24 protein-coding genes are annotated in these 22,721 nt (G+C 64.6%); 17 read left to right on the forward strand and 7 right to left on the reverse strand.

Annotation, left to right across the window (positions count from 1 at the left end; all coding sequences use genetic code 11):
* The first annotated feature begins 335 nt into the window (after nucleotides 1-335).
* The 8 genes from AC0L2J_RS08580 to AC0L2J_RS08615 all read left to right on the forward strand — a co-directional run bounded on the left by AC0L2J_RS08580 (nucleotide 336) and on the right by AC0L2J_RS08615 (nucleotide 6,649).
* On the forward strand, nucleotides 336-1,205 hold the full coding sequence (locus AC0L2J_RS08580) for an adenylate kinase (protein WP_473388629.1): 870 nt from the start codon (nucleotides 336-338) through the stop codon (nucleotides 1,203-1,205).
* A 187-nt stretch (nucleotides 1,206-1,392) separates the two neighbouring features.
* On the forward strand, nucleotides 1,393-1,761 hold the full coding sequence (gene rpsM / locus AC0L2J_RS08585; RefSeq protein ID WP_007611599.1) for a 30S ribosomal protein S13: 369 nt from the start codon (nucleotides 1,393-1,395) through the stop codon (nucleotides 1,759-1,761).
* A gap of 122 nt (nucleotides 1,762-1,883) precedes the next feature.
* Nucleotides 1,884-2,273 carry a 30S ribosomal protein S11 gene (gene rpsK / locus AC0L2J_RS08590; protein ID WP_007603045.1) on the forward strand — a complete coding sequence of 130 codons (390 nt, stop codon included), beginning with the start codon at nucleotides 1,884-1,886 and terminating at the stop codon, nucleotides 2,271-2,273.
* A 111-nt stretch (nucleotides 2,274-2,384) separates the two neighbouring features.
* On the forward strand, nucleotides 2,385-3,416 hold the full coding sequence (locus AC0L2J_RS08595) for a DNA-directed RNA polymerase subunit alpha (protein WP_007603046.1): 1,032 nt from the start codon (nucleotides 2,385-2,387) through the stop codon (nucleotides 3,414-3,416).
* 120 nt (nucleotides 3,417-3,536) lie between these two features.
* A complete protein-coding gene (gene rplQ / locus AC0L2J_RS08600) occupies nucleotides 3,537-3,953 on the forward strand; it encodes a 50S ribosomal protein L17 (protein WP_063995936.1) in 417 nt (138 codons plus the stop codon).
* 160 nt (nucleotides 3,954-4,113) lie between these two features.
* Entirely contained in the window at nucleotides 4,114-4,902 is a 789-nt protein-coding gene (locus tag AC0L2J_RS08605) for an SDR family NAD(P)-dependent oxidoreductase (RefSeq protein WP_473388634.1), read from the forward strand.
* Between the two features lie 64 nt (nucleotides 4,903-4,966).
* Nucleotides 4,967-5,263 (forward strand): DUF1330 domain-containing protein, encoded by a 297-nt coding sequence (locus AC0L2J_RS08610; RefSeq protein WP_007611590.1) that lies wholly within the window; start codon nucleotides 4,967-4,969, stop codon nucleotides 5,261-5,263.
* A 57-nt stretch (nucleotides 5,264-5,320) separates the two neighbouring features.
* A complete protein-coding gene (locus tag AC0L2J_RS08615; protein ID WP_007611589.1) occupies nucleotides 5,321-6,649 on the forward strand; it encodes a chloride channel protein in 1,329 nt (442 codons plus the stop codon).
* Between the two features lie 3 nt (nucleotides 6,650-6,652).
* On the opposite strand, the gene AC0L2J_RS08620 is transcribed toward AC0L2J_RS08615, so the two are convergent.
* Together AC0L2J_RS08620 and AC0L2J_RS08625 are read right to left on the reverse strand one after the other, a co-directional pair.
* On the reverse strand, nucleotides 6,653-7,666 hold the full coding sequence (locus AC0L2J_RS08620; RefSeq protein WP_007611588.1) for a zinc-binding alcohol dehydrogenase family protein: 1,014 nt from the start codon (nucleotides 7,664-7,666) through the stop codon (nucleotides 6,653-6,655).
* Between the two features lie 78 nt (nucleotides 7,667-7,744).
* Nucleotides 7,745-9,358: an OprO/OprP family phosphate-selective porin gene (locus AC0L2J_RS08625; protein ID WP_473388646.1), complete on the reverse strand. Its 1,614-nt coding sequence runs from the start codon at nucleotides 9,356-9,358 to the stop codon at nucleotides 7,745-7,747.
* A 313-nt stretch (nucleotides 9,359-9,671) separates the two neighbouring features.
* Here AC0L2J_RS08625 and AC0L2J_RS08630 point away from each other — a divergent pair, with 313 nt between their 5' ends.
* The 4 genes from AC0L2J_RS08630 to AC0L2J_RS08645 all read left to right on the forward strand — a co-directional run bounded on the left by AC0L2J_RS08630 (nucleotide 9,672) and on the right by AC0L2J_RS08645 (nucleotide 14,018).
* Entirely contained in the window at nucleotides 9,672-11,078 is a 1,407-nt protein-coding gene (locus tag AC0L2J_RS08630; RefSeq protein WP_473388650.1) for a DegQ family serine endoprotease, read from the forward strand.
* Nucleotides 11,075-12,409 carry a replication-associated recombination protein A gene (locus AC0L2J_RS08635; protein WP_473388654.1) on the forward strand — a complete coding sequence of 445 codons (1,335 nt, stop codon included), beginning with the start codon at nucleotides 11,075-11,077 and terminating at the stop codon, nucleotides 12,407-12,409. The genes AC0L2J_RS08630 and AC0L2J_RS08635 overlap by 4 nt, the downstream gene beginning before the upstream one ends.
* Before the next feature lie 78 nt (nucleotides 12,410-12,487).
* Nucleotides 12,488-12,853, forward strand: a complete 366-nt coding sequence (locus AC0L2J_RS08640) for a HigA family addiction module antitoxin (protein WP_473388659.1) — start codon at nucleotides 12,488-12,490, stop codon at nucleotides 12,851-12,853.
* A complete protein-coding gene (locus tag AC0L2J_RS08645; protein WP_473388662.1) occupies nucleotides 12,804-14,018 on the forward strand; it encodes an RluA family pseudouridine synthase in 1,215 nt (404 codons plus the stop codon). The genes AC0L2J_RS08640 and AC0L2J_RS08645 overlap by 50 nt, the downstream gene beginning before the upstream one ends.
* Before the next feature lie 183 nt (nucleotides 14,019-14,201).
* Here the strand turns inward: AC0L2J_RS08645 and AC0L2J_RS08650 are convergent, their stop codons facing one another.
* A complete protein-coding gene (locus AC0L2J_RS08650; RefSeq protein WP_473388666.1) occupies nucleotides 14,202-14,648 on the reverse strand; it encodes a hypothetical protein in 447 nt (148 codons plus the stop codon).
* Nucleotides 14,649-14,722: 74 nt separating this feature from the next.
* On the opposite strand from AC0L2J_RS08650, the gene AC0L2J_RS08655 reads away from it, so the two are divergent.
* The 4 genes from AC0L2J_RS08655 to AC0L2J_RS08670 all read left to right on the forward strand — a co-directional run bounded on the left by AC0L2J_RS08655 (nucleotide 14,723) and on the right by AC0L2J_RS08670 (nucleotide 18,404).
* Nucleotides 14,723-15,517 (forward strand): ATP12 family chaperone protein, encoded by a 795-nt coding sequence (locus AC0L2J_RS08655; RefSeq protein ID WP_473388671.1) that lies wholly within the window; start codon nucleotides 14,723-14,725, stop codon nucleotides 15,515-15,517.
* A gap of 57 nt (nucleotides 15,518-15,574) precedes the next feature.
* Nucleotides 15,575-17,179, forward strand: a complete 1,605-nt coding sequence (fliK, locus tag AC0L2J_RS08660; RefSeq protein WP_473388676.1) for a flagellar hook-length control protein FliK — start codon at nucleotides 15,575-15,577, stop codon at nucleotides 17,177-17,179.
* Nucleotides 17,176-17,436, forward strand: a complete 261-nt coding sequence (locus AC0L2J_RS08665; protein WP_007603059.1) for an EscU/YscU/HrcU family type III secretion system export apparatus switch protein — start codon at nucleotides 17,176-17,178, stop codon at nucleotides 17,434-17,436. Before fliK ends, AC0L2J_RS08665 begins: the two co-directional genes overlap by 4 nt.
* Before the next feature lie 149 nt (nucleotides 17,437-17,585).
* Complete coding sequence (locus tag AC0L2J_RS08670) at nucleotides 17,586-18,404, forward strand: penicillin-binding transpeptidase domain-containing protein (protein ID WP_473388788.1); 819 nt, start codon at nucleotides 17,586-17,588, stop codon at nucleotides 18,402-18,404.
* On the opposite strand, the gene AC0L2J_RS08675 is transcribed toward AC0L2J_RS08670, so the two are convergent.
* The 4 genes from AC0L2J_RS08675 to AC0L2J_RS08690 all read right to left on the reverse strand — a co-directional run bounded on the left by AC0L2J_RS08675 (nucleotide 18,319) and on the right by AC0L2J_RS08690 (nucleotide 20,945).
* Nucleotides 18,319-18,576 carry a transposase gene (locus tag AC0L2J_RS08675; protein ID WP_473388680.1) on the reverse strand — a complete coding sequence of 86 codons (258 nt, stop codon included), beginning with the start codon at nucleotides 18,574-18,576 and terminating at the stop codon, nucleotides 18,319-18,321. The genes AC0L2J_RS08670 and AC0L2J_RS08675 overlap by 86 nt on opposite strands.
* Nucleotides 18,577-18,730: 154 nt before the next feature.
* Nucleotides 18,731-19,726, reverse strand: coding sequence for a dienelactone hydrolase family protein (locus tag AC0L2J_RS08680; RefSeq protein ID WP_473388685.1), 996 nt, complete (start codon nucleotides 19,724-19,726; stop codon nucleotides 18,731-18,733).
* Nucleotides 19,727-19,806: 80 nt separating this feature from the next.
* Nucleotides 19,807-20,400 (reverse strand): hypothetical protein, encoded by a 594-nt coding sequence (locus tag AC0L2J_RS08685; protein ID WP_473388689.1) that lies wholly within the window; start codon nucleotides 20,398-20,400, stop codon nucleotides 19,807-19,809.
* Between the two features lie 140 nt (nucleotides 20,401-20,540).
* Nucleotides 20,541-20,945 carry a DUF4260 domain-containing protein gene (locus tag AC0L2J_RS08690; protein WP_007611562.1) on the reverse strand — a complete coding sequence of 135 codons (405 nt, stop codon included), beginning with the start codon at nucleotides 20,943-20,945 and terminating at the stop codon, nucleotides 20,541-20,543.
* 149 nt (nucleotides 20,946-21,094) lie between these two features.
* Here AC0L2J_RS08690 and AC0L2J_RS08695 point away from each other — a divergent pair, with 149 nt between their 5' ends.
* Nucleotides 21,095-22,627 carry an acyl-CoA carboxylase subunit beta gene (locus AC0L2J_RS08695; protein WP_007611560.1) on the forward strand — a complete coding sequence of 511 codons (1,533 nt, stop codon included), beginning with the start codon at nucleotides 21,095-21,097 and terminating at the stop codon, nucleotides 22,625-22,627.
* Nucleotides 22,628-22,721 lie beyond the last annotated feature (94 nt).

Here is a 22,721-nt window from a genome sequence, read left to right on the forward strand (position 1 = left end):
TGGTTTGCGCCGGAGTCCCGGGGGGCGCCGCCCCCCCGGATCGGGGGGGGGCCGTCGGGGCGGCCCAACTGGCCGGGCGGTTGGGGCGCGGGCCCACCGCCCCCGGACGGCGAGCCGGCATTCGGTCGCCTCGGCAGAGCCGCTCTTACTGTCGTGCAAGCACTGATCTCCAAGCACTGATCTCCAAGCACTGATCTGAAAGGCTTCTTGGCGTCCGGCCATTTGCTCCCCTATGATATGGGTAGCGGTGCGGCGCTGATTATGATTTGCACTGTAACTGGACTTCAAAGCACAGGTGCGCGACGTATCGCGCACCAATCGGGGGGCGTACGCCGATGAGAATTATACTTCTGGGGCCACCGGGATCGGGCAAGGGCACCCAGGCGCAGCTACTGGTGCAGCGCTATGGCATCGTCCAGCTCTCGACCGGCGAGATGTTGCGTGCAGCGGTGGCGGCCGGAACGCCGGTCGGTCTCAAGGCCAAGGAGATCATGGCCGGCGGCGGTCTCGTGCCGGACGATGTCGTGGTGGGAATCATCTCCGATCGGATCGATCAGCCGGATGCCAAAAACGGTTTCATCCTCGACGGTTTCCCGCGGACCGTGCCGCAGGCCGAGGCGCTGGATGAGCTGCTCAAGCACAAGCACCTCAAGCTCGATGCCGTGATCGAGCTCCGCGTCAACGAGAGTGCGCTCCTGAACCGTGTCGAGACCCGCGTCGCCCAGATGCGCGAGCGCGGGGAGGAGGTCCGGCTCGACGACACCCCGGAGGTCCTGACCAAGCGGTTAGCCAGCTACCGCAACCAGACGGAACCGCTGATTCATTACTATTCCGAGCGGCGGAAGCTCTCGACCATCGACGGCATGATGGCCATCGACGAGGTCACCCGCGCCATCCATCGCCAGCTCCTGGCGCTCGGGGCGGTCGAGCCCAAGACTCATGGCAAGTCCCGCGCCCGGAGCGCGACCAAGGCGGCCCCGGCTAAAAAGGCCAAGACGGTAAAGAAATCGGTCAAAAGGCCCGCGAAAGCTGCCAAATCCAAGAAGACGGCCAAGAAGGCTACGAAGGCAGGCAAGAGAATCGTCAAGAAAGTCGCCAAGAAGGCGGGGAAGAAGAAGGCAGCCAAAAAGACCGCCGGGAAGGCCGTCAAAAAAGGTGCCAAAAAGGCCGCAAAAAAGGTCACGAAAAAGCGAGCTAAGCGCTAGCAGCGGTTGACGAAAGCCCCCTGAATCCCCTAATAAGCCCCGCATCCAAGTCGGATAGTTTCAAACGATGCCGGGCCCCAGGAAGACCAGGGGTGGGCGTCGTGTTCGCGTTTGTGAACACCTGCCCGAGAAACCAAGCACTTAAAGCGCGATTCCTGACGAGGGATCGGCGACAGGAGAGAAGGCCGTGGCCCGTATTGCCGGCGTGAACATCCCGACCAACAAGCGCGTGCTGATCGCGCTCCAGTATATCCATGGCATCGGCCAGAAGATCGCCGGTGAGATCATGGAGAAGGTCAAGATCCCAGACGATCGTCGGGTCAATCAGCTCAGCGACGCCGAAGTGCTTCAGATCCGCGAAGTGATCGACCGCGACTATCTCGTCGAGGGCGATTTGCGTCGTGAGGTCGGCATCAACATCAAGCGTCTGATGGACCTCGGCTGCTACCGCGGCCTGCGCCATCGTCGCGGCCTGCCGGTACGTGGCCAGCGTACCCACACCAATGCGCGCACGCGCAAGGGTCCGGCCAAGGCCATCGCCGGCAAGAAGAAGTAAGTTTTCGCATCCAATCACGGCGTGTGGCGACCCGGGGATGACCCGTTCGCCACGCGCCTTTCGTTCCACAGGTGTAGCCGCTGGCGTTACGGCGGCGTTGAGATCTTCAGGAAAGGTAGTCTATGGGCAAGGAAGCCACCCGCGTTCGTCGTCGTGAGCGCAAGAACATCGCCTCCGGCGTCGCGCATGTGAACTCGTCGTTCAACAACACGACCATCACCATCACCGACGCGCAGGGCAACACGATTGCATGGTCCTCCGCCGGCACGATGGGCTTCAAGGGCTCGCGCAAGTCGACCCCCTATGCCGCACAGGTCGCCGCCGAGGACGTGTCGAAGAAGGCGCAGGAGCACGGCATGCGCACGCTGGAAGTCGAAGTCGCCGGTCCCGGTTCGGGCCGCGAATCGGCGCTCCGCGCGCTTCAGGCCGCGGGCTTCACCGTCACCTCGATCCGCGACGTGACCACGATCCCGCACAACGGTTGCCGTCCCCGCAAGCGTCGGCGCGTTTGATACCAGATTGCGGGCGCATTGGCGCCCGCGATGACTTTTTGCAAAGCCGTGGAAATGATCTGCGGCCTTTCTCCAACGCCAGTGCCTGCGACAGCAGTCTGACTGGCCTGTATGGGTGAAACAGTGACGATCCAGAAAAATTGGCAAGAACTGATTCGGCCGAACAAGCTGCAGGTACAGCCCGGCAGCGATCCGACCCGTTTCGCGACCATCGTCGCCGAGCCGCTCGAGCGCGGCTTCGGCCAGACGCTCGGCAACGCGCTGCGCCGCATCCTGCTGTCCTCGCTCCAGGGCGCGGCGGTGCAGTCGGTGCACATCGACGGCGTGCTGCACGAGTTCTCCTCGATCGCGGGCGTCCGTGAGGACGTCACCGACATCGTGCTCAACATCAAGGACATCTCGATCAAGATGCAGGGCGAAGGCCCCAAGCGCATGGTCGTCAAGAAGTCCGGCCCGGGCGTCGTCACCGCCGGCGACATCCAGACCGTGGGCGATGTCGTCGTGCTCAATCCCGACCTGCAGATCTGCACGCTCGACGAGGGCGCCGAGATCCGCATGGAGTTCACGGTCGCAACCGGCAAAGGTTACGTGCCCGCCGAGCGCAACCGCCCCGAGGACGCGCCGATCGGTCTGATCCCGGTTGACAGCCTGTACTCGCCGGTCCGCAAGGTCTCCTACAAGGTCGAGAACACCCGCGAGGGCCAGATCCTCGACTACGACAAGCTGACCATGACGATCGAGACCAACGGCGCGCTGACGCCGGATGATTCCGTGGCCTACGCTGCGCGCATCCTGCAGGATCAGCTCAATGTGTTCGTCAACTTCGAAGAGCCGCGCAAGGAAGTCGCCCAGGAGATCATCCCGGACCTCGCCTTCAACCCGGCCTTCCTCAAGAAGGTGGACGAGCTCGAGCTCTCCGTGCGTTCGGCCAACTGCTTGAAGAACGACAACATCGTCTACATCGGCGACCTCGTGCAGAAGAGCGAAGCGGAAATGCTCCGCACTCCGAACTTCGGCCGCAAGTCGCTCAATGAGATCAAGGAAGTGCTGGCCCAGATGGGTCTGCACCTCGGCATGGAAGTGCCGGGCTGGCCGCCGGAGAACATCGACGAGCTCGCCAAGCGCTTCGAGGATCACTACTGATCCGAACGACGACAGGCTGAGGCGCGAATTCATCGCGCCTTAGCGGGCGAACGCAGGCAGCCCACCTGAGCAACTGGTCCGACGAACCGTCGCGACGACTGAAATTCAAGGAATCAAAAAATGCGTCACGGCAAGGTTCATCGCAAGCTCAACCGCACCGCCGAGCATCGCCGCGCGATGTTCGCAAACATGTGCGCCGCGCTGATCAAGCACGAGCAGATCGTCACCACGCTGCCGAAGGCGAAGGAATTGCGTCCGATCGTCGAGAAGCTGATCACCCTCGGCAAGAAGGGCGGCCTGTCCATGCGTCGCCAGGCCATCTCCGAGATGCGCGACAAGGATCAGGTCAGGAAGCTGTTCGACGTATTGGCGCCCCGCTACAAGGATCGCCAGGGTGGCTACACCCGCATCATCAAGGCGGGCTTCCGCTACGGCGACAATGCGCCGATGGCCGTGATCGAGTTCGTCGACCGCGACGTCGATGCCAAGGGTCAGGACTCCGGCCCGGTGCAGGAAAAGGAAGCCGAGGCGGCGTAAGCCGACCGGCAGAGAGTTTTCAGAAAGCGGCGCCTTCGGGCGCCACTTTTTTATTGGCCGTCCTCGTTGGTTGCGTCCCGCTCCTCACGCGTCAGTGAGTGGCGATTGTTATCGTGCCGGTAGCGCCCAATATCTCCGCCAGCATCAACGGAGATCACGCATGAACATCGACCTTTCCGGAAAGACCGCCCTCGTGACCGGCTCGACCGCCGGAATCGGCCACGCTATTGCAAAAGGCCTTGCCGGCTCGGGTGCGAGCGTCGTGATTAACGGACGCGGCCAGGACAAGGTCGATGCGGCCGTACGCAGGCTGGAAGGGGCGGGGGCCAAGGTCCGCGGCATCGCCGCCGATGTGTCGACCGCTGCGGGCTGCATGGCGCTGGCCGCGGCGCTGCCAGATGTCGACATCCTCATCAACAATGCCGGCATCTTCGAGCCGAAAGACTTTTTCGACATTCCGGACGAGGACTGGAGCCGCTTCTTCGAGGTCAACGTCATGAGCGGCGTGCGTCTCTCTCGCGCGTACATGAAGGGCATGCTCAAGCGCAACTGGGGCCGAATCGTCTTCATCTCTTCGGAGTCCGGACTCAACATTCCCGTCGAGATGATTCACTATGGAATGAGCAAGACGGCCCAGCTCTCGGTCGCACGCGGCCTGGCGCAGCTCACCCGCGGCACCGGCGTCACCGTCAATTCCGTGCTGCCGGGCCCGACGATGTCGGAGGGCGTCGAGACGTTCGTGAAGGATCTCGCCAAGCAGAACGGCCAGTCGGTCGATGAGGCCGCGGCCAGTTTCGTCAAGCAGCATCGCCCAAGCTCGCTGCTCCAGCGCTTCGCCAGCGTCGACGAGATCGCTAACATGGTGGTTTATGCGGCTTCCAAGGAAGCCTCCGCGACCAACGGTGCGGCGCTGCGCGCGGAAGGCGGCATCGTCAATACGATTGCCTGAGCATGATCCGGAAAAGTGTGACGCGGTTTTCCGAAAAGATCATGCTCAAAACAAAGGACCGCGCATGCCGGCCTATGTGATCTCGGAGGTCGAGGCGCGCGATCAGGCCGCGATGGAGGCCTATCGCGCGCTGGCCGCAGCAACCATCGCGCGATATGGCGGCCGCTACATCGCGCGCGGCGGTGCCGCTGAAGTGGTGGAGGGCGGTCCGCCGCCCAAGACCATCATCATCGTGGAGTTTCCCTCAATGGAATGCGCGCGCGAATGGTACGCGTCCCCGGAATATGCGGAGGCGCTGAAGCTGCGGCAGACGGCGCTGGAGCGGCGGTTGATGTTCGTCGAGGGCGTGGTTCCAGTCTAGCTGGTCTGCTCGATAGCCCCCTTCAATTCGGGACCCGACAGGCTAAAACTCCGGCTCATGCTCTGGCCCCTGTCGACCCGCCATAAACGCCTGTTCAGGCTGACATCCGCGCGATGGCAGCGGCGAGCAATCTTCGTGCTTGGTGGGATCGGGGTAGGCGCCGCGGCGGTGGCGCTGGCCCAACTCGCTGATCTCGCCCAGTACGCCTTTACGCTGCTGCTGGCCAAGTCGCGCTACGCCGTGCTCGCAGTGACACCTCTCGGCTTCATGCTCTCGGCCTTTCTGACCACCCGGCTGTTCCCGAACGCACAGGGCAGCGGCATTCCTCAGGCGATCGCCGCACGGCATCTGACCGACCAGACGGCGCGCGAGAGCCTGGTCTCGATCCGAATCGCGCTCGGAAAGGTGATCCTCACCTTGTTCGGTCTGCTGTGCGGTGGCTCCGTCGGCCGGGAAGGACCGAGCGTTCAAGTCGGCGCTTCCATCATGTTTGCGCTTGGACGCGTCTCGCCACGCCGCCAGCCCGGATTGATCCTGGCCGGCGCGGCCGCCGGCGTCGCGGCCGCCTTCAACACGCCCCTGGCGGGGATCGTCTTCGGTATCGAGGAGATGAGCCGGGCTTTCGAGACGCGTACCAGCAGCCTCATCATTGCGGCGGTGATCGCGGCCGGCCTGACCTCGCTCGCGCTGATGGGCAATTACGCCTATTTCGGCAGCAGTGCGACGTCTCTTGCCCGCGGCACCGACTGGCTGGCGGTGCCGGTGTGCGGCGTGGTCGGCGGTTTGGCTGGCGGCATCTTCAGCCGTATCGTCATCGTGATGGCGCGCGGCTTCGCCCATCCGCTCGGGCGTACGGTCAAGCGCCACCCGTTGTGGTTTGCGCTCGCGTGCGGATTGGCGGTCGCGATCTGCGGCCTCGTCTCCGGCGATACGATCTATGGCACGGGCTACCAGCAGGTAAAGACGGCCCTGGAGCACGGCGCACCGCTGCCGCAGGACTTCGGCATCCTCAAGCTTCTCGCCACCACCTTCGCGGCAATCAGTGGCATACCCGGCGGAATTTTTTCGCCGTCACTCGCCGTTGGAGCCGGCCTCGGCAGCAACATCGCGTCCTTCTTCCACGACGCTCCGCTCGGTGCGATCATGTTGCTCGGCATGGTCTCCTATTTTGCCGGTGTGGTGCAGGCGCCGATCACCGCTTTCGTCATCGTGACCGAGATGACCGACAACCACGCCATGGTGGTGCCGTTGATGGCCGCCGCCCTGATTGCACACGCCACCTCACGGCTGATCTGCGAAGAAGGGATCTACCACGCGCTCGCCAAGGGCTTTATCAAGCGGGCGACGCGTCCGCCTGAGACGAATGCGGCGCCCGCTTCGAGCTAAGACCTACCACCCCTCCAGCACGATCTTGCCGCGCGACTTGCCGCTCTCGAGCAGCGCGTGGGCCCGCTTGAGATTGGCCGCGTTGATCGTGCCAAAGGTCTGGTCGAGCGTGGTGCGCAGCACGCCCTTGTCGATGAGGTCGGCGACATCGTTGAGCAGATGATGCTGCGCGATCATGTCGGCGGTCTGGAACGAGGAGCGCGTGAACATCGATTCCCAGTGCACCGAGATCGCCTTTCCCTTGAACGTGCTCATGGTGAATTCCGGGGGATCGTCGATCAGGCCGAACTTGCCCTGCGGCGCCATAAACTCGACGATGCTCTTGTAGTGCTGGTCGGTGAAGGTGAGGCTCGCCACCAGCGCGACGGGCGGCAGCTTGAGCTTCTCGATCTGCTCCTTCATCGGTTGGCCGTGGTCGATCACCGCATGCGCGCCGAGATCGAGGCACCATTTTTGCGACTCCGGCCGCGTCGCGGTCGCGAGCACCGTCAGCCCGGTGAGGCGGCGGGCGAGCTGGATCAGGATCGAGCCGACACCGCCGGCGCCGCCGGTGATCAAGAGCGTACGCGGATCGACACTCTTGCCGGGCACTGCACCAAGCCGGTCGAACAACAGCTCCCAGGCGGTGATGGAGGTGAGGGGAAGGGCGGCGGCTTGCGCGAACGACAGGCTCTTCGGCTTGTTGCCGACGATGCGCTCGTCGACCAGATGGAATTCGGAATTGGTACCCTGGCGCAGGATCGAACCGGCATAGAACACCTCGTCGCCTGGCTTGAACAGCGTGACGTCGGGCCCAACGGCGTCGACGACGCCGGCCGCGTCATAGCCCAGAATCTTCGTCTCGCCCTCGGGCGGGGCGGCGCGCTTGCGCACTTTGTAATCGACCGGATTGGCCGAGATCGCCTTCACGGCGACGCGGATGTCGCGCCCGCCGGGCTCGGGCTTTGCGGTTTCGAAATCGAACAGCGCGTCCTGATCCTCGATCGGAAGCGACTTCTTGTAGCCGACGGCCTTCATGGCTTGTCTCCTCGGATAGCATTGCAGATGCTGGGTCCCGGGTTCGCGTTTTCGCGCCCCCGGGACGACAAGCGAGAATTAGAACGCGAACTGCGTCCGCATCGCGACCGCATCGAACTTCGAGCCGACATCGGCGGTCGAGATCGGCGAGGCCTGCCTCGACACCGTGCCATGCAAATAGTCCAGCATGAAACGGACGTTGCCGTTGACGTACCAGTTCAGCGCTGCCGTGTAGACGGTCTGCCGGCCGCCCGCGATGCCGGTGACGGTCCCGAGCTGATCGTTGAGGTCGATCGTGGAGAAGCGTCCTGCGATTTCCCACGCGCCCCAGCCGCCGCCCTCGAGCGAGAACGGGTGCGCCGGCTTGACGCCGCCATAGGCCGCATTCGCCGCATTGTAGCTCCGACCCTCGCCCGTCAGCACGTAGCCGGCCTGCGCGTAGCCGCCCTGGAACTTGCGGCTCGGCGCACCCAGCGGCGGCAGGCCAGTATTGGCGCTGCGATCGATGTTGTACCAGAAATACTCGCCTTGCAGGATCAACGGCCCATAGGTGGCGGCCGCTTCGACGCTGTAGACCTGCGCGCCGGAGGCATTGGCGATTGCGCCGGTCGTAGCCAGCACCGTGGGATCGATGCGCAGTTCCGGACGATCGCTGAGCGTGACTGCCTGCGCACCCGTCACCATGTTGCGTGACGGCTGGATCAGCCATTCGGCGTTTCCGCCAAGATGCATCGAGTAATCCTTGCCGCTGACGACCTGGCCGGCAACGCGGGCGACGGCGCCATACTGCTCGGAGGCACCGTTCGGTGCTGCGCTCGACGCCGAATGGATCGCGCCGGTCGAGGGTCCCGTGACATAGCCGCCGATCCAGAGCTGGTCGTTGTACCAGCGCGTGCCGATCGCCGAACGGAAGTCGCCCGCGGCGATGCTGGTGGCGACGACGCCGGCCGAAGCGCGCTCCATGAACATGATGTCGTTAGAGCTCGTGGCCTCATCGAGAGTGTAGGGCAGGTCCATGATGCCGCCTTCGATGGCCATCTTGCCGCCGAACGGTTTCAGGCCGGTATAGCTGAGATAGGCGTTCTCGATGCCGGAGACGCCGCCGCCGGGCAGCGAACCCGGAGCTGCGCCGCCAAACCCGTCGGAGGAGCCGCCGAAGTCGTAGATCAGCGCGAAATTCCAGTCGTTGAAGAACTTGCCGGCGAGACCGATGCGCGCGCGGCGGACGTTCTCGCCGCTGTCGAGCTTTTGCGGCACGGTCGCCGCCGTGTTGGGCCGATAGTCATAGCCGCCGACATCCCAATGCACGCGGCCTGTGATCCCGACGCAGTTTGCCCCATCGGCGGTGCAGATGGTCGGCCGGTTATTCGGCATCGTCACGATGACGCCGGAGGCGGGCGCCGGTCCCTTGAGCGGGATCGCCGCGTTGGCGTTGGCGACCACGGCCTTCGCCTCGGAACGCGCTTCGGCTTTCGCCTCCGCCTTCGCCTCAAGCCTGGCCTTCGCCGTGGCCGCGGTATTCGCGGCGGTCTGGCTCTGGAGCTTGTCGAGTTTCTGCTCCAGCATCTTCAACTGCTGCTTCAGGAGTGCGATCTCCTGGTCGCTGCTGCTGGCCGATTGGGCCTGGGCCTGCGAGGCTGCCAGTGCGCCGGCGAGACCAATCGCGGTGGCTGCAATTCCTGTCCTTCTCACGTCATGACTCCTTCGTTTGACGAACTTCCCCAAGTCACTGGCGGAGAGCCTAGGATCGATCGATGACTGCCCCGCGACGGCGCGGCCCGGTTGCGCGGTTCCCACTGGTGCAAATTCGCCGCAACCGAATCCGCCTTGCACCACCATGCAAGATGACGCACATCATGCCAATCCACAGCCCCGGCAAATTGCTATTTCGCACGCAGAGCTTGCAGGCCGGACACACCAAAAAGGGGGTCGAATATGCCGCCGGGCGCCCTTCTATTGGGGGGCGAACGCGCCTATATTCCGGCGTCTTTTCCAAGAGGTAGGAATGTTTCGATCGACCCGGACCGCCGTCGTCACGGCACTGTGCATAGCCTTTTCGGCCAACTTCAATCCGGCCGCCGCGCAAGACCGCCGTGTGCCGTCCTCGCCCGTTGAACTGCGGTTGTCCTATGCGCCGATCGTGCAGCGGGTGCAGCCGGCGGTTGTCAACGTCTATGCCGCCAAGGTGGTGCAGAACCGCAACCCGCTGCTCGACGACCCGATCTTCCGCCGCTTCTTCGGCGTGCCCGGCCAGCAGCAGGAGCAGGTGCAGCGCTCGCTTGGTTCGGGCGTGATCGTCGATGCGTCCGGGCTCGTCGTCACCAACGTCCATGTCATCGAAGGCGCCGACCAGGTCAAGGTGTCGCTGTCGGACAAGCGTGAGTTCGAGGCCGAGATCGTGCTGAAGGACTCTCGCAGCGATCTCGCGGTGCTGCGTCTGAAAGACACCAAGGAGAAGTTTCCGGCTCTCGAATTCACCAATTCGGACGAGCTGATGGTCGGCGACGTCGTGATGGCGATCGGCAATCCCTTCGGCGTCGGCCAGACCGTGACCCACGGCATCATCTCGGCCTTGGCGCGTACGCAGGTCGGTATCACCGACTACCAGTTTTTCATCCAGACCGACGCGGCGATCAATCCCGGCAATTCCGGCGGCGCGTTGGTCGACATGAACGGCAGGCTCGCGGGCATCAACACCGCGATCTATTCGCGCTCCGGCGGCTCGCAGGGCATCGGCTTCGCGATCCCCGCCAACATGGTGCGCGTCGTCGTCGCCTCCGCCAAGGGCGGCGGCAAGGCGGTGAAGCGGCCCTGGCTCGGTGCGAAGTTGCAGGCGGTGACGCCGGAGATCGCCGAGAGTCTCGGCCTGCGTTCGCCGACCGGTGCGCTGGTCGCAAGCGTCGTTCCGAACGGGCCGGCGGCCAAGGCCGGGCTGAAATCCTCCGACCTGATCGTCTCGATCGACGGCCAGACCGTGGATGATCCCAACGCCTTCGACTATCGTTTCGCCACGCGGCCGCTCGGCGGCACGGCGCAGATCGACGTGCAGCGCGGCGGCAAGCCGGTCAAGCTGACGGTGGCACTGGACGCCGCGCCCGATGCCGGCCGCAACGAGCTCGTCATCACCGCGCGCTCGCCGCTCCAAGGCGCGAAGGTCTCGACCATCACCCCGGCGCTCGCCGACGAGCTGCATCTGGACGCCGATACGGAAGGCGTCGTGGTCACCGATCTCGGCGGCGACAGTGCGGCCGCGAATGTCGGCTTCCAGAAGGGCGACGTCATCCTGGCGGTCAACAACCAAAAGATCAGCAAGACCAGCGATCTCGAAAAGGCGGCGGCCGAGCGCCAGCGCATCTGGCGCATCACGCTGGTGCGCGGCGGCCAGCAGATCAACGTCACGCTGGGCGGATGAGTCCGAAGCGACCACAGGAGACGCCAACCCTCTTCGCCGCGGCGGGGCTCGATCACGAGGCTCCGCATCCGCTGCCGGATCGGCTGCGACCGCGGGCGCTCTCGGAGGTCGTCGGCCAGGATCACATCCTGGGTCCCGACGGCGCTCTGACGCGCATGCTGGAGACGCGCACGCTGGGCTCGCTGGTGTTCTGGGGCCCGCCCGGCACGGGCAAGACCACGGTCGCGAGGCTGCTCGCGGACGCCACCGATCTGCATTTCGAGCAGATCTCCGCGGTGTTCTCAGGGGTCGCCGATTTGAAGAAGGCCTTTGAGGCCGCGCGTGCACGCCGCGAGACGGGCAAGGGCACGCTGCTGTTCGTCGACGAGGTGCATCGCTTCAACCGCGCCCAGCAGGATTCGTTTCTGCCCGTCATGGAAGACGGCACGGTGGTGATGGTCGGCGCCACCACCGAAAACCCGTCCTTCGAGCTCAACGCGGCGCTTCTGTCCCGGGCGCGCGTGCTGGTGTTTCGCTCGCTCGACGCGGCCGCGATCGAAAAGCTGTTTGCGCATGCCGAGGAGGTCGAGGGCCGCAAGCTACCGCTCGACGAGGAAGCGCGCGCCGTGCTGGTGCGCATGGCCGATGGCGACGGCCGCGCGTCGCTGACGCTCGTCGAGGAAGTCTGGCGCGCCGCGCGCAAGGACGAGATTTTCGACGCCGCGCAGTTGCAGGAGATTTTGCAGCGCCGTGCGCCCATCTACGACAAGTCGGCCGACGGCCACTACAATTTGATCTCGGCGCTGCATAAGTCGGTGCGGGGCTCCGATCCCGACGCCGCGCTGTATTATCTCGCGCGCATGCTCGATGCCGGCGAGGACCCGCTGTTTCTGGCCCGCCGCGTCGTGCGCATGGCGGTCGAGGATATCGGGCTTGCCGATCCGCAGGCGCTGGTCATTGCCAACGCGGCCAAGGACGCCTTCGACTTTCTCGGCCATCCCGAGGGCGAGCTCGCGATCGCGCAGGCTGTGGTCTATCTCGCTACCGCGCCGAAATCGAACGCCGTCTACACTGCCTTCGGCAAGGCGATGCAGGCCGCAAAGCAGGCCGGCTCGCTGCTGCCGCCGAAACACATCCTCAACTCGCCGACCAAGCTGATGAAGTCGGAAGGCTACGGCGCATCTTACGAATACGACCACGACGCCCCCGACGCCTTCTCCGGCCAAGATTACTTCCCGGAAGCCCTGGGCCGCCAGACCTTCTACGACCCGCCCGACCGAGGGTTCGAGCGGGAGATCAGGAAGCGGCTGGATTATTGGGCCAAGTTGCGGAAGGAGCGGGGTGGGGCCTAACCCTTTCGGGCTTGCTGTAGGGTTCGATTTACGGTTTACGTAACGCGTAACTCACGCTAATCCGGCCAAGAAATCGCCATGCCCCGCACGCCCATACATCCCGGCGAACACCTTGCCGGAGAACTGCGACAGCTCGGCATCCCCGCCGCAGAACTCGCGCGCCAGATCGATGTACCCGTGAACCGGATCACCGGCATCATCAATGGGCAGCGGGGCATCACGGCCGATACGGCGTTGCGTCTTGGTCACTGGTTCGACACCAGCCCCCAGTTCTGGATGAACCTGCAACAGCAATATGAGCTGCGCCTCGCGGAAGAAGAGGTGGGGGCGCAGGTTGCGTCGCTGCCGCGCGGCGCGCCGGTACACAGTCGACACCAAAGTTTGGAAAAACCGCATGAGCCGCCGCATCAAGAGAATGAACCCAAAACCTCGCGAGCGCGATGAGCGCAAGGAGGCGCGCCCGTTCAAGGCGCGCAGCGCGAAGACAGCTGGGTCGCGGCCGAGCGGCAAGCCCGGCGCGAAGCCGCCGCGCTTTGCGAGCGAGCGCGTCGAGCGGCGCGCGCCCAAAGCCGAGCCGGAAAAGGCTGCACCGGCAAAGCCGGTCGAGGCACTGCTGCCGACCAAGGTGCAGACCGTCAAGGTGACGGCCGACGAGAACAACATGCGCGTCGATCGCTTCCTTGAAGCGCACTTTCCCGGCCTGTCGTTCTCCCACATCCAGCGCGTCGTTCGTAAAGGCGAGCTGCGCGTCGACGGCAAGCGCGTCGACAGCAAGGACCGCCTGGAGGAGGGCCAGAGCGTCCGCATTCCGCCGCTGAAGCTCGACACCCCGAAGGCACCCAACCCGCAGTCGGAGGCGGCGCAAAAGACGCTTGCCGCGCTGAAGGAGATGACGATCTACGAGGACGACGACGTTCTCGTGCTGAACAAGCCGGCCGGACTTGCCGTGCAGGGCGGCTCGGGGATGACGCGACACATCGACCAGATGCTCGAGGTGATGCGCGATTCCAAGGGCCAGAAGCCGCGCCTCGTGCACCGCATCGACAGGGAGACGTCGGGGTGTCTCCTGGTCGCCAAGACCCGCTTTGCCGCCTCACATCTGACCGGCGCGTTCCGTTCGCGGTCGGCGCGAAAGACCTATTGGGCGCTGGTGCCGGGGCTACCGAAGCCGAAGCAGGGCCGCATCTCGACATTTCTCGCCAAGGAGGAGAGCGAGGACGACACCATCATGCGCATCGCCCAGCATGGCGACGAGGGCGCAAGCCACGCGGTCACGTACTATGCGGTGGTCGAGACCGCCGGCAACAAGCTGACTTGGGTGTCGCTGAAGCCGGTGACCGGGCGCACCCACCAGCTGCGCGCCCACATGGAACATATCGGTCACCCCATCGTCGGCGATCCCAAATACTTCAACATTGAGAACTGGCAACTGCCGGGCGGCCTGCAAAACCGGCTGCATCTGCTCGCGCGCCGCATCGTCATCCCGCATCCCCGCGGCGGCGTGATCGACGCCACCGCGCCATTGCCGCAGCACATGCAGCAGTCATGGAACCTGCTCGGGCTTGATGCGAGCCGGTTTGATCCGATCGAGAACGCGCCGGAAGAGTAAGTAGAGGCGCGAACCAGTAAGGCGCGCGGCTAGCCACATTCTCCGCTGTCATCGCCCGACTTGATCGAGCGATCCAGTATTCCAGAGGCGGTAATGGATACGGAGAAGCCGCAGCGTACTGGATGCCTCGGTCAAGCCGGGGCATGACAGCGGTGGGTGGGGCCGTAGCCCCCAGCCACACCCTCAATTCCGAAACTGCTCCAGAAACATCCGCAAGCTGTCATGCGGGCTCTCGATATCAGTGATCAGCCAACCCTCCGGCCCGTTGACCACGATGAAGTTCAGCGTGACCCGCCGGCCGCGATTGTCGAAATTCGCCGCGACATAGGTCTTGTCGTATTGCCTGCGAATGACCGCGATGGCGACGGGGCCGAGCTTCCAGTTCGGGCTCTGCACCAGGAAATCGTAGGGCGCGACCCGCGGCGCGGACCACATCTTGCGCAAGGAGGGGTCGAAGAATTGCCGGGCGGTGGCGGCATCCCGCGGCAGGCCCTTCGAAAGCTCCGGCGCGCCTTGGCCGTAATGAGCGTAGACGTTGCGGACCACCGATTCCGGCGTCCGAAAGCCGGCCTGCGCCGCGGCCGGCCAAAACCCGGCTAGCAGAGCCACAATGCCCGCAAGTTCCCTCATACCTGCCGCTCGCTTTATCGGTCGCCGCTCTTACCTTACAAGCCTAGCATTGAGTGATCAGGGCCGAAAACTAGATGCGCGAATTGTTCGATGAAGCTGCGGGGCGATCCCCGCTTGATCCGCAGGAGTTGGTCCGCCAGGCCGCGCGCGTGCCGTTGCGCAAGCGCTTCTACAAGGAAGTGGGGGTGGCTGAGGCTGAGGACGGCTTTGCCATCACGCTTGACGGCAAGGCGATCCGCACGCCGTCCGGCCGCCAGGTGGTGATCCCATCGCGCGCGCTAGCCGACGCAGTGGCTGCCGAGTGGGCGGATCAGAACGAGACGATCAAGCCCATGACCATGCCGTTGACGCGGATCGCCAATAGCGTGGTCGAGGGCGTCGTCGACCGCGTCGATCTCGTCACGGACGACCTCGCAAAATACCTCCAGTCCGATCTGCTGTTCTATCGCGCCGGCCATCCAGAGGGGCTCGTCGCCCGCGAGGCCGCGCATTGGGACCCAGTCCTGTTCTGGGCCGCGGAGACGCTGGGCGCGCATTTCATCCTGTCCGAAGGCGTCATGCATGTGACGCAGCCGGAGGAGGCGGTCCAGGCCGCGCGTGCGGCGCTGCCGGGGGATGCCTGGTCGATCGCCGCGCTCCACGTGATCACCACCCTGACCGGCTCGGCCCTGCTGGCGATGGCGCTGGCCCATGGCGTCCGCGATGCCAATCAGGTCTGGGCGGCGGCTTATGTCGACGAGGACTGGAATGCCGAGAAATGGGGCGTCGACGAGGAAGCGGCCGGCCTCCGCGCCGCCCGCCTGCGGGATTTCGAGGCTGCCGTGGCGGTTTTGACTGCGGTGAAGCCGTCCCTGACTGAAGGTCCTTAACGAGAGGTTTACGAGGGCGGCCTTAGGGTGGGGCCAGCGTTCCCCGGGCCCCTTGCGATGCCGACGCCAATAAGCTCGATCCTTCCCGTCAGTGCTGCCAGCCCCGTTGCTGACGCGGCGACGCCCGATCTTGTGCTGCAGGCCGGCAGCGTGGTCGACGCAAGAGTCGTCAGCGTGCTCGCCGATAATTTGGTGCGGATCGCGATCGCCAACCTCTCGATGGATGTGATGTCCGAGGTGGCGCTGACACCAGGACAAAATCTCCAGCTTGCGGTGTCGCAGAACGGCGGCACCATTCGGCTCGCCGTCATGGGCGGAGCAGGCGAGGCGACCGCCGATCAGGTCACGCTGACGCCGGCTGCGGCCTCGCTGGTTGACAGCCCCTCGCTTGCTCCGTCGGCGAGCGCGGGACGCAACGTGCTGACGCCATCGGAGCAGGTCGCCGTTACCGCAGCTTCGGCGGAGGCGGTCACAAAGCAGGGCAGCCAGGCGCCGCTGTTCGCCAATCTGGCCGCGGTCGTCACCGGCAGCGATCTTCCGGCGGGGCTGAAGCAGGCGATGCTGGGCGTGCTGGCGCAGCAGACGCCGCTCAACACCGCGCTCGATGGCGGCGACATCGAATCCGCCTTCCAAAAATCCGGCCTATTCCTCGAGGCCTCGCTCGCCGCAGGCGTGACTCCGTCCTCCGGAACGATGCCGGATTTGAAAGCCGCGCTGCTGGTCCTGCGGCAGACCCTGACAACGCTCGAGACGGCGCCACAGGCGCAAGGTGCCGCCCTTCCTGCTGGGACCGTGGCGGCACCGCAGCTCGCTGCCGCGCAGACGCAGGCTGCACAGGCTGCATTGACCGCAACCGAACCCGAGATCGCCCAACCACCGCAAATGGCGCGCAGCGCCAATCTCGCACCCTCTGTGTTGGCGGAGGTCGCTGGCGGTGCTCCGCAGGCCGCGGTGCCGCGGACCATGACCGCAGGCCTCGCCGCGAGCCTCCTGCAAGAGCTCACGCAAAACCTGCCGCGCATGATGGGGAACGTGCCGGGCTCGAACAAGGCCGTACCCGACGGACATTTTTTCGAAGCAGCCGCGCGCGCGACGCCACCACCGGTTCGCGGCGCGTTGCCGTCGGCGCAATTCATTGCCTCGCCGTCACTCGTACCGGATACACCGCTCGCTGCGACCGTGCATCGCCTGCTCGACGACACCGATGCCGCGCTCGCGCGCCAGACCTTGCTCCAGGTCGCTTCGCTCCCCGATCGCACTGACGCCGGCGGTCACAGGATCGATCCGACCGTGCCGCAGTGGAATTTCGAGATTCCGTTCGCAACGCCGCAGGGCACGGCAATGGCGCAGTTCGAGATCTCACGCGACGGCGGCAATGAATCCGCCGATCCCGCCAAACGCGCCTGGCGCGCGCGGTTCACACTCAACGTCGAGCCGGCCGGACCCGTGCACGCTTTGATTACACTCAACGGCGACAAGACCTTCGTGCGGATGTGGGCGGAGCGGCCGGCGACCGCACAGCAGCTTCGCGCCGGAATTGGTGAGCTCAACCATGCCCTGACCAGGGCCGAGCTCAAGCCCGGCGATATCCTGGTCCGCGATGGCACCCCCCCACAGCCGGCACCGGCCCGCGCCGGCCACTTCCTGGATCGCGCCACATGAGCGACCCGTCGAAGCTTGCGATTGCGCTCCATTACGAGAAGGGCAGCAACGCGCCCGTCGTCGTCGCCAAGGGCAAGGGCACGATCGGCGAAAAGATCGTCGAGATCGCCAAGGCCAACGACATTCCGATCGAGGAGAACGAGATTCTGGCCGGCGCGCTGTCCAAGGTCGAACTCGGCGAGGAGATCCCGCCCGACCTCTACAAGGCCGTCGCCGAAGTGCTCGTGTTCGTGCTGCGGCTGTCGGGCAGGCGGTAGAGCATGATCCGGACCCGAAGGGCCGCGTTAGCGCAAAGTGTGCAGCGGTTTTCCGAAGAGATCATGCTGAAGCAAATAACGTGTCATCGTTTCACCACGATAGCGGCTGCATGGTCGCGGCCATCTTCTTCCCGCAACGGACACCGCCAGTGCTCACCCGCCGTTCCACCGTCGGCCTTCTCGCCGCAGCTGCCGCTTTGCCATCGCGTGCATTCGCCCATGTCGCGCCGCCGCGCAACGAGATCCGTGACAGCCTTCCAAAGCGCTTCACCGACCTCGGCACATCAGGGACGTTCGTCGGCTACAAGGTCGAGGACTACCTGATCGTTGCGAGCGACAAGGAACGTTCGGGCGAGGCGAAGCTGCCGGCTTCGACCTTCAAGATTCCGAACTCGCTGATCGCGCTCGAAACTGGCGTCGTCACTGATCCCGACAAGGACGTATTTCCCTGGGATGGCGTGAAGCGTCCGATCGAGGCCTGGAACAAGGACCACACGCTGCGTAGCGCGATTCTCGTAAGCGCGGTGCCGGTCTATCAGGAGATCGCGCGCCGGATCGGACAGGAGCGCATGCAGAAATACGTCGATCTGTTCGACTACGGCAATCGCGACATCGGCGGCGGCATCGACCAGTTCTGGCTCACTGGCGCCTTGCGTATCGATCCGGTCGAGCAGGTCGATTTCATCGACAGGCTGCGCCGCCGTGTGCTGCCGATTTCGAAGCGCAGTCAGGATCTCGTCGCTGACATCCTGCCGGTGACCAAGGTCGGCGATAGCGTCATTCGCGCCAAGTCCGGGCTGCTCGGCGCCGAGCGCGGCGAGCCGTCGCTGGGCTGGATGGTGGGCTGGGCCGAGAAGGGCGAAGCGCACACCGTGTTCGCGCTCAATATGGACTGCAAGGAGCCGCGTCTGGTCGGCGAGCGCATGCCGCTGACGCAAGCCTGCCTTGCCGAGATCGGCGCCGTTTAGCGCTGCCGCCGGCTCTCGCCGTGCCCTGCTCCGCCACCCACCGGCTCAGCACGGAGCCGTCAAGCCCGAGTTCCTTCGATACTGACTTCGCCGAGCGGCCGCTCGACAAAACCAGATCAACTGCCTGCCGCTTGTACTCGTCCGAATAAGAACGTCGCTGCCGTTTCGTCATCTGACACCTCTTGCTGTCTAAGCTATAGGTGTCCACCGATTTAGGGGAGGCTCAGACTGCCTCCGCGACGAGATACTGGATTGCTTCGCTTCAATCGCAATGACGGAGTATGTGGCGCCGACGCCGGCTCCCAAGACCGAGCTGCCTCCCAGCGCTACCCCAGCTTGAACAGCGTCTGCAAAAACTCCACCACCGCCTTGCGCGACTCGGCGGCAGTCGCCGGATTGCCGCCGACATGCGGATTGAGCTCGACGCAGGAATCCTGGTAGGTGAACGGCGCTTTCGTATCGGCGTTCATCAGCACGCCGCCATCGCCTTCGCGGATCTGGCAGTTGCGCACGGTCTGCGCGCCTGAGGACACGGCAACCGTATTGACGCCGAGCAGCCCACTGTCGAAGCCGTGCGCGCTGTCGGGGTACTCGGTCAGCACCACGTCGCGGCCGGCCGTCTTGAGCCGCTCGACGAAAGCCTTGCAGCTCTTGACGGGATTGTAGTCGTCGGGCGTGCCGTGGAAGATGCGGATCGGGCGCGCGGCGATGTCCGTGTCGTTCTGATAGGTCGTCGAGCAGTCGGGGTAGAACGGAATATAGGCGGCAAACTGGATGCCGGACTTGTTCCAGAGCTTGTGGAAGCGGTCGAGGCTCGCATAGAGCGTCGCCTGTCCCCCGCGTGAAAAGCCCATCAGCACGATGCGATCAGGATCGACGCGGGGATGTTTTGCGAGGATTTCCAGCGAGCGATAGATGTCGATGACAAAGTTGAGCCGGCCGAGCAGGGCCTGGTTCGGCCCGACCACCGTCAGCCCGCGGCCGGTAAAGCCGTCGATCACGAAGGTCGAGATGCCCATGGCGTTGAACGCGTGCACCCAGGCTTCGGTCGTGGCGCCGACACCGCTCGAGCCGTGCATCAGCACCACGACGGGGAGTTTTCCGCTGCCTTGCGCCACGCGCAGTTCGCCGGCGACCGTCACCGGCTTGGCGGCCGCGGCGTCACCGCTGAGGAATTGCTGATCGGAGAGGGTGAGCGAGGGGATCGGGTAGATCTCGGCGCGGGTAGCGACTTCCCTGGGAAGCGATTGCGCGTTGGCGCCCATGCCGACGAACAGCGTTGAAATGCAGAGCGCCATGGCGACGCGGAATGCCGTCAGCATCGTGATCCTCCCTCGCGATTTTCAGTGAGTAGAACAACACGCCCGTGCGCTGTCAATTTGACGCAGGCCGGCGGTTCGCCTCAGGCGGGATCGGCCTTCTTCACCGTCAGCGCCTGATCGATCGCAAAACCGCCAATCTCGCTCATCGCCTGCGAGATCACGTCGCCCTTGCGGGCAAAGCCGGCGGAGAGGACATCGAACTGGGTGCGCGCCAGCCGCAGCACCTCGATCGGCACGGAGATTGCGGTCTCGTTGAAGCTGTCGACCGAGGCGTGCAGCGTTTCCAGCTCGCTTGTGAGCTGGCCGATATGGCTCTCCGCGTGCTGCATCAGGCCGAGCAGCTTGCCGCGCTCGGCATCGAATGCCGCGCGCTCGGCCGCCGCGGCCGCGGTGACTTCGGCAAGCTGGCTACGCAGCCCGTCGATTTGCTTGACCATGGCGTCCGACGCCATCTCACCGGCCTCGCGCAGCTCGCTGTTGCGCGTGTTCTCTTCGTGCTCCCGATGATAGAGGCGTTCCGCCGACATCGCCCGCTGCGTCAGCGACTCGATCAGCGCGGCCGCGCGCAGCAACATCTCGCCGTTCCGCCCCGACACCATGCTGGCCATGCGCCGCAGGAAGTCGGTGGTTTCGGACGACGAGTTCGGCGGCAGGGGAACGACCGTCGCGGACATGGGATTATGCTTGCAGCCGGAAATGATGACCGCCGCCGTACCGACTGAGCTCACGCAACATTCGGCGCCTGATCGTAAGCCTTGAGCAAGCCTGAATCGCCGCGCCCGGTCAACCGGGCGGGGCCGGATTTGCAACTGCGTCAGCCGGTCTTCCGCCGGCCGATCCGGCCGAGATGGGTGAAGCCGAACCCGGCCGAATATTTCAGGCCATAGCCGAGCGCCCGGTCGAGGCCGATATGGGCGAGCCAGATCAAGGCGATGGACAGGGTGAGCGGCGAGGCAAGGCCGAAACCGACGGTCAGCAGCGCGACCGGTGCCATGTAGCTGTGCGCGGCGTTGTAGACCAGCGCGCCGAATTTGGCGTCCGACAGATATGCCAGGAAGCTCAGATCGGGGACGAAGAACAGCAGGGCGAACACGAGCCATGAGCCGTCCCAGGCCCAGTAGAGCATCACCATGCCCACGAACAGGGTCAATCCTTCCAGCCGCAGCAGGATGTTGACGCCGCCCGTCGCCGCGCCGGTCTCGGCCGTTCCTTCGGTCATGGTCGTCTCCCAGGCAAAACTTTGAAATTCCTTGCGCTTTCCCGCTGCGACAAGGCAGCCCTGCGGGGCCGAAAGCCGCTTCCCGGCCTGCAAAATGCCGTGTTAGAACCCCCGGCAATCGCATTTAGGCTAAGAACTGGCGGGAGCAAATGAAGAATATCCTGGACGCCCTTGAAGACCGTCGCGCCGGCGCAAAGCTCGGCGGCGGGGAGAAGCGCATCGAGGCGCAGCACGCCCGCGGCAAGCTGACCGCACGTGAGCGCATCGAGCTCTTGCTCGACAAGGGATCGTTCGAGGAATTCGACATGTTCGTCGAGCACCGCTCCACCGAGTTCGGCATGGAGAAGAACAAGGTGCCCGGCGACGGCGTCGTCACCGGCTGGGGCACCGTCAACGGCCGCAAGACGTTTGTCTTTGCCAAGGATTTCACGGTGTTCGGCGGCTCGCTGTCCGAGACCCACGCGCTCAAGATCACAAAGCTCCAGGACATGGCGATGAAGGCGCGTGCGCCCATCATCGGCCTCTATGACGCGGGCGGCGCCCGCATCCAGGAGGGCGTAGCAGCGCTCGCCGGCTATTCCTACGTGTTCCGCCGCAACGTGCTCGCCTCCGGCGTGATCCCGCAGATCTCCGTCATCATGGGCCCCTGCGCCGGCGGCGACGTCTATTCGCCCGCGATGACCGACTTCATCTTCATGGTGAAGAACACCAGTTACATGTTCGTCACCGGCCCCGACGTGGTGAAGACCGTCACCAACGAGGTCGTCACGGCGGAAGAACTCGGCGGCGCCTCGGTGCACGCCACGCGCTCCTCGATCGCCGATGGCGCCTTCGAGAACGACGTCGAGACGCTCTTGCAGATGCGGCGCCTGATCGACTTCCTGCCGTCCAACAACAGCGACGGCGTGCCGGAATGGCCTAGCTTCGACGACATCGGGAGGGTCGACATGTCGCTCGACACCCTGATCCCCGACAATCCAAACAAGCCCTACGACATGAAGGAGCTGATCCTGAAGGTCGTGGACGAGGGCGACTTCTTCGAGATCGCGGACGCTTTTGCCAAGAACATCGTCACCGGATTCGGCCGCATCGCCGGCCGCACCGTGGGCTTCGTCGCCAACCAGCCGATGGTGCTGGCCGGCGTGCTCGACTCCGACGCCTCACGCAAGGCGGCGCGCTTCGTTCGTTTCTGTGATGCCTTCAACATCCCGATCGTCACCTTCGTCGACGTGCCGGGCTTCCTGCCCGGCACCGCGCAGGAATATGGCGGCCTGATCAAGCACGGCGCCAAGCTGCTGTTTGCGTACTCGCAGTGCACCGTGCCGCTGGTCACCATCATCACCCGCAAGGCCTATGGCGGCGCCTTCGACGTCATGGCCTCCAAGGAGATCGGCGCCGACATGAACTACGCCTGGCCGACCGCCCAGATCGCGGTGATGGGCGCCAAGGGCGCCGTCGAGATCATCTTCCGCGCCGACATCGGCGACCCCGACAAGATTGCCGCGCGCACCAAGGAATACGAAGACCGCTTCCTCTCCCCCTTCATCGCCGCCGAGCGCGGCTACATCGACGACGTCATCATGCCGCACTCGACCCGCAAGCGGATCGCGCGGGCGCTGTCGATGCTCAAGGACAAGAAGGTGGAAACGCCGGCGAAGAAGCACGACAATTTGCCGTTGTGAAGACGTGTAGCCCGGATGAGCGTAGCGACATCCGGGTTTTCTATCCAAGTCCCGCATGTCGCTTCGCTCATGCGGGCTACCGATTCTGTTTCTG

The organism is Bradyrhizobium sp. MV1.5 (assembly GCF_055807615.1).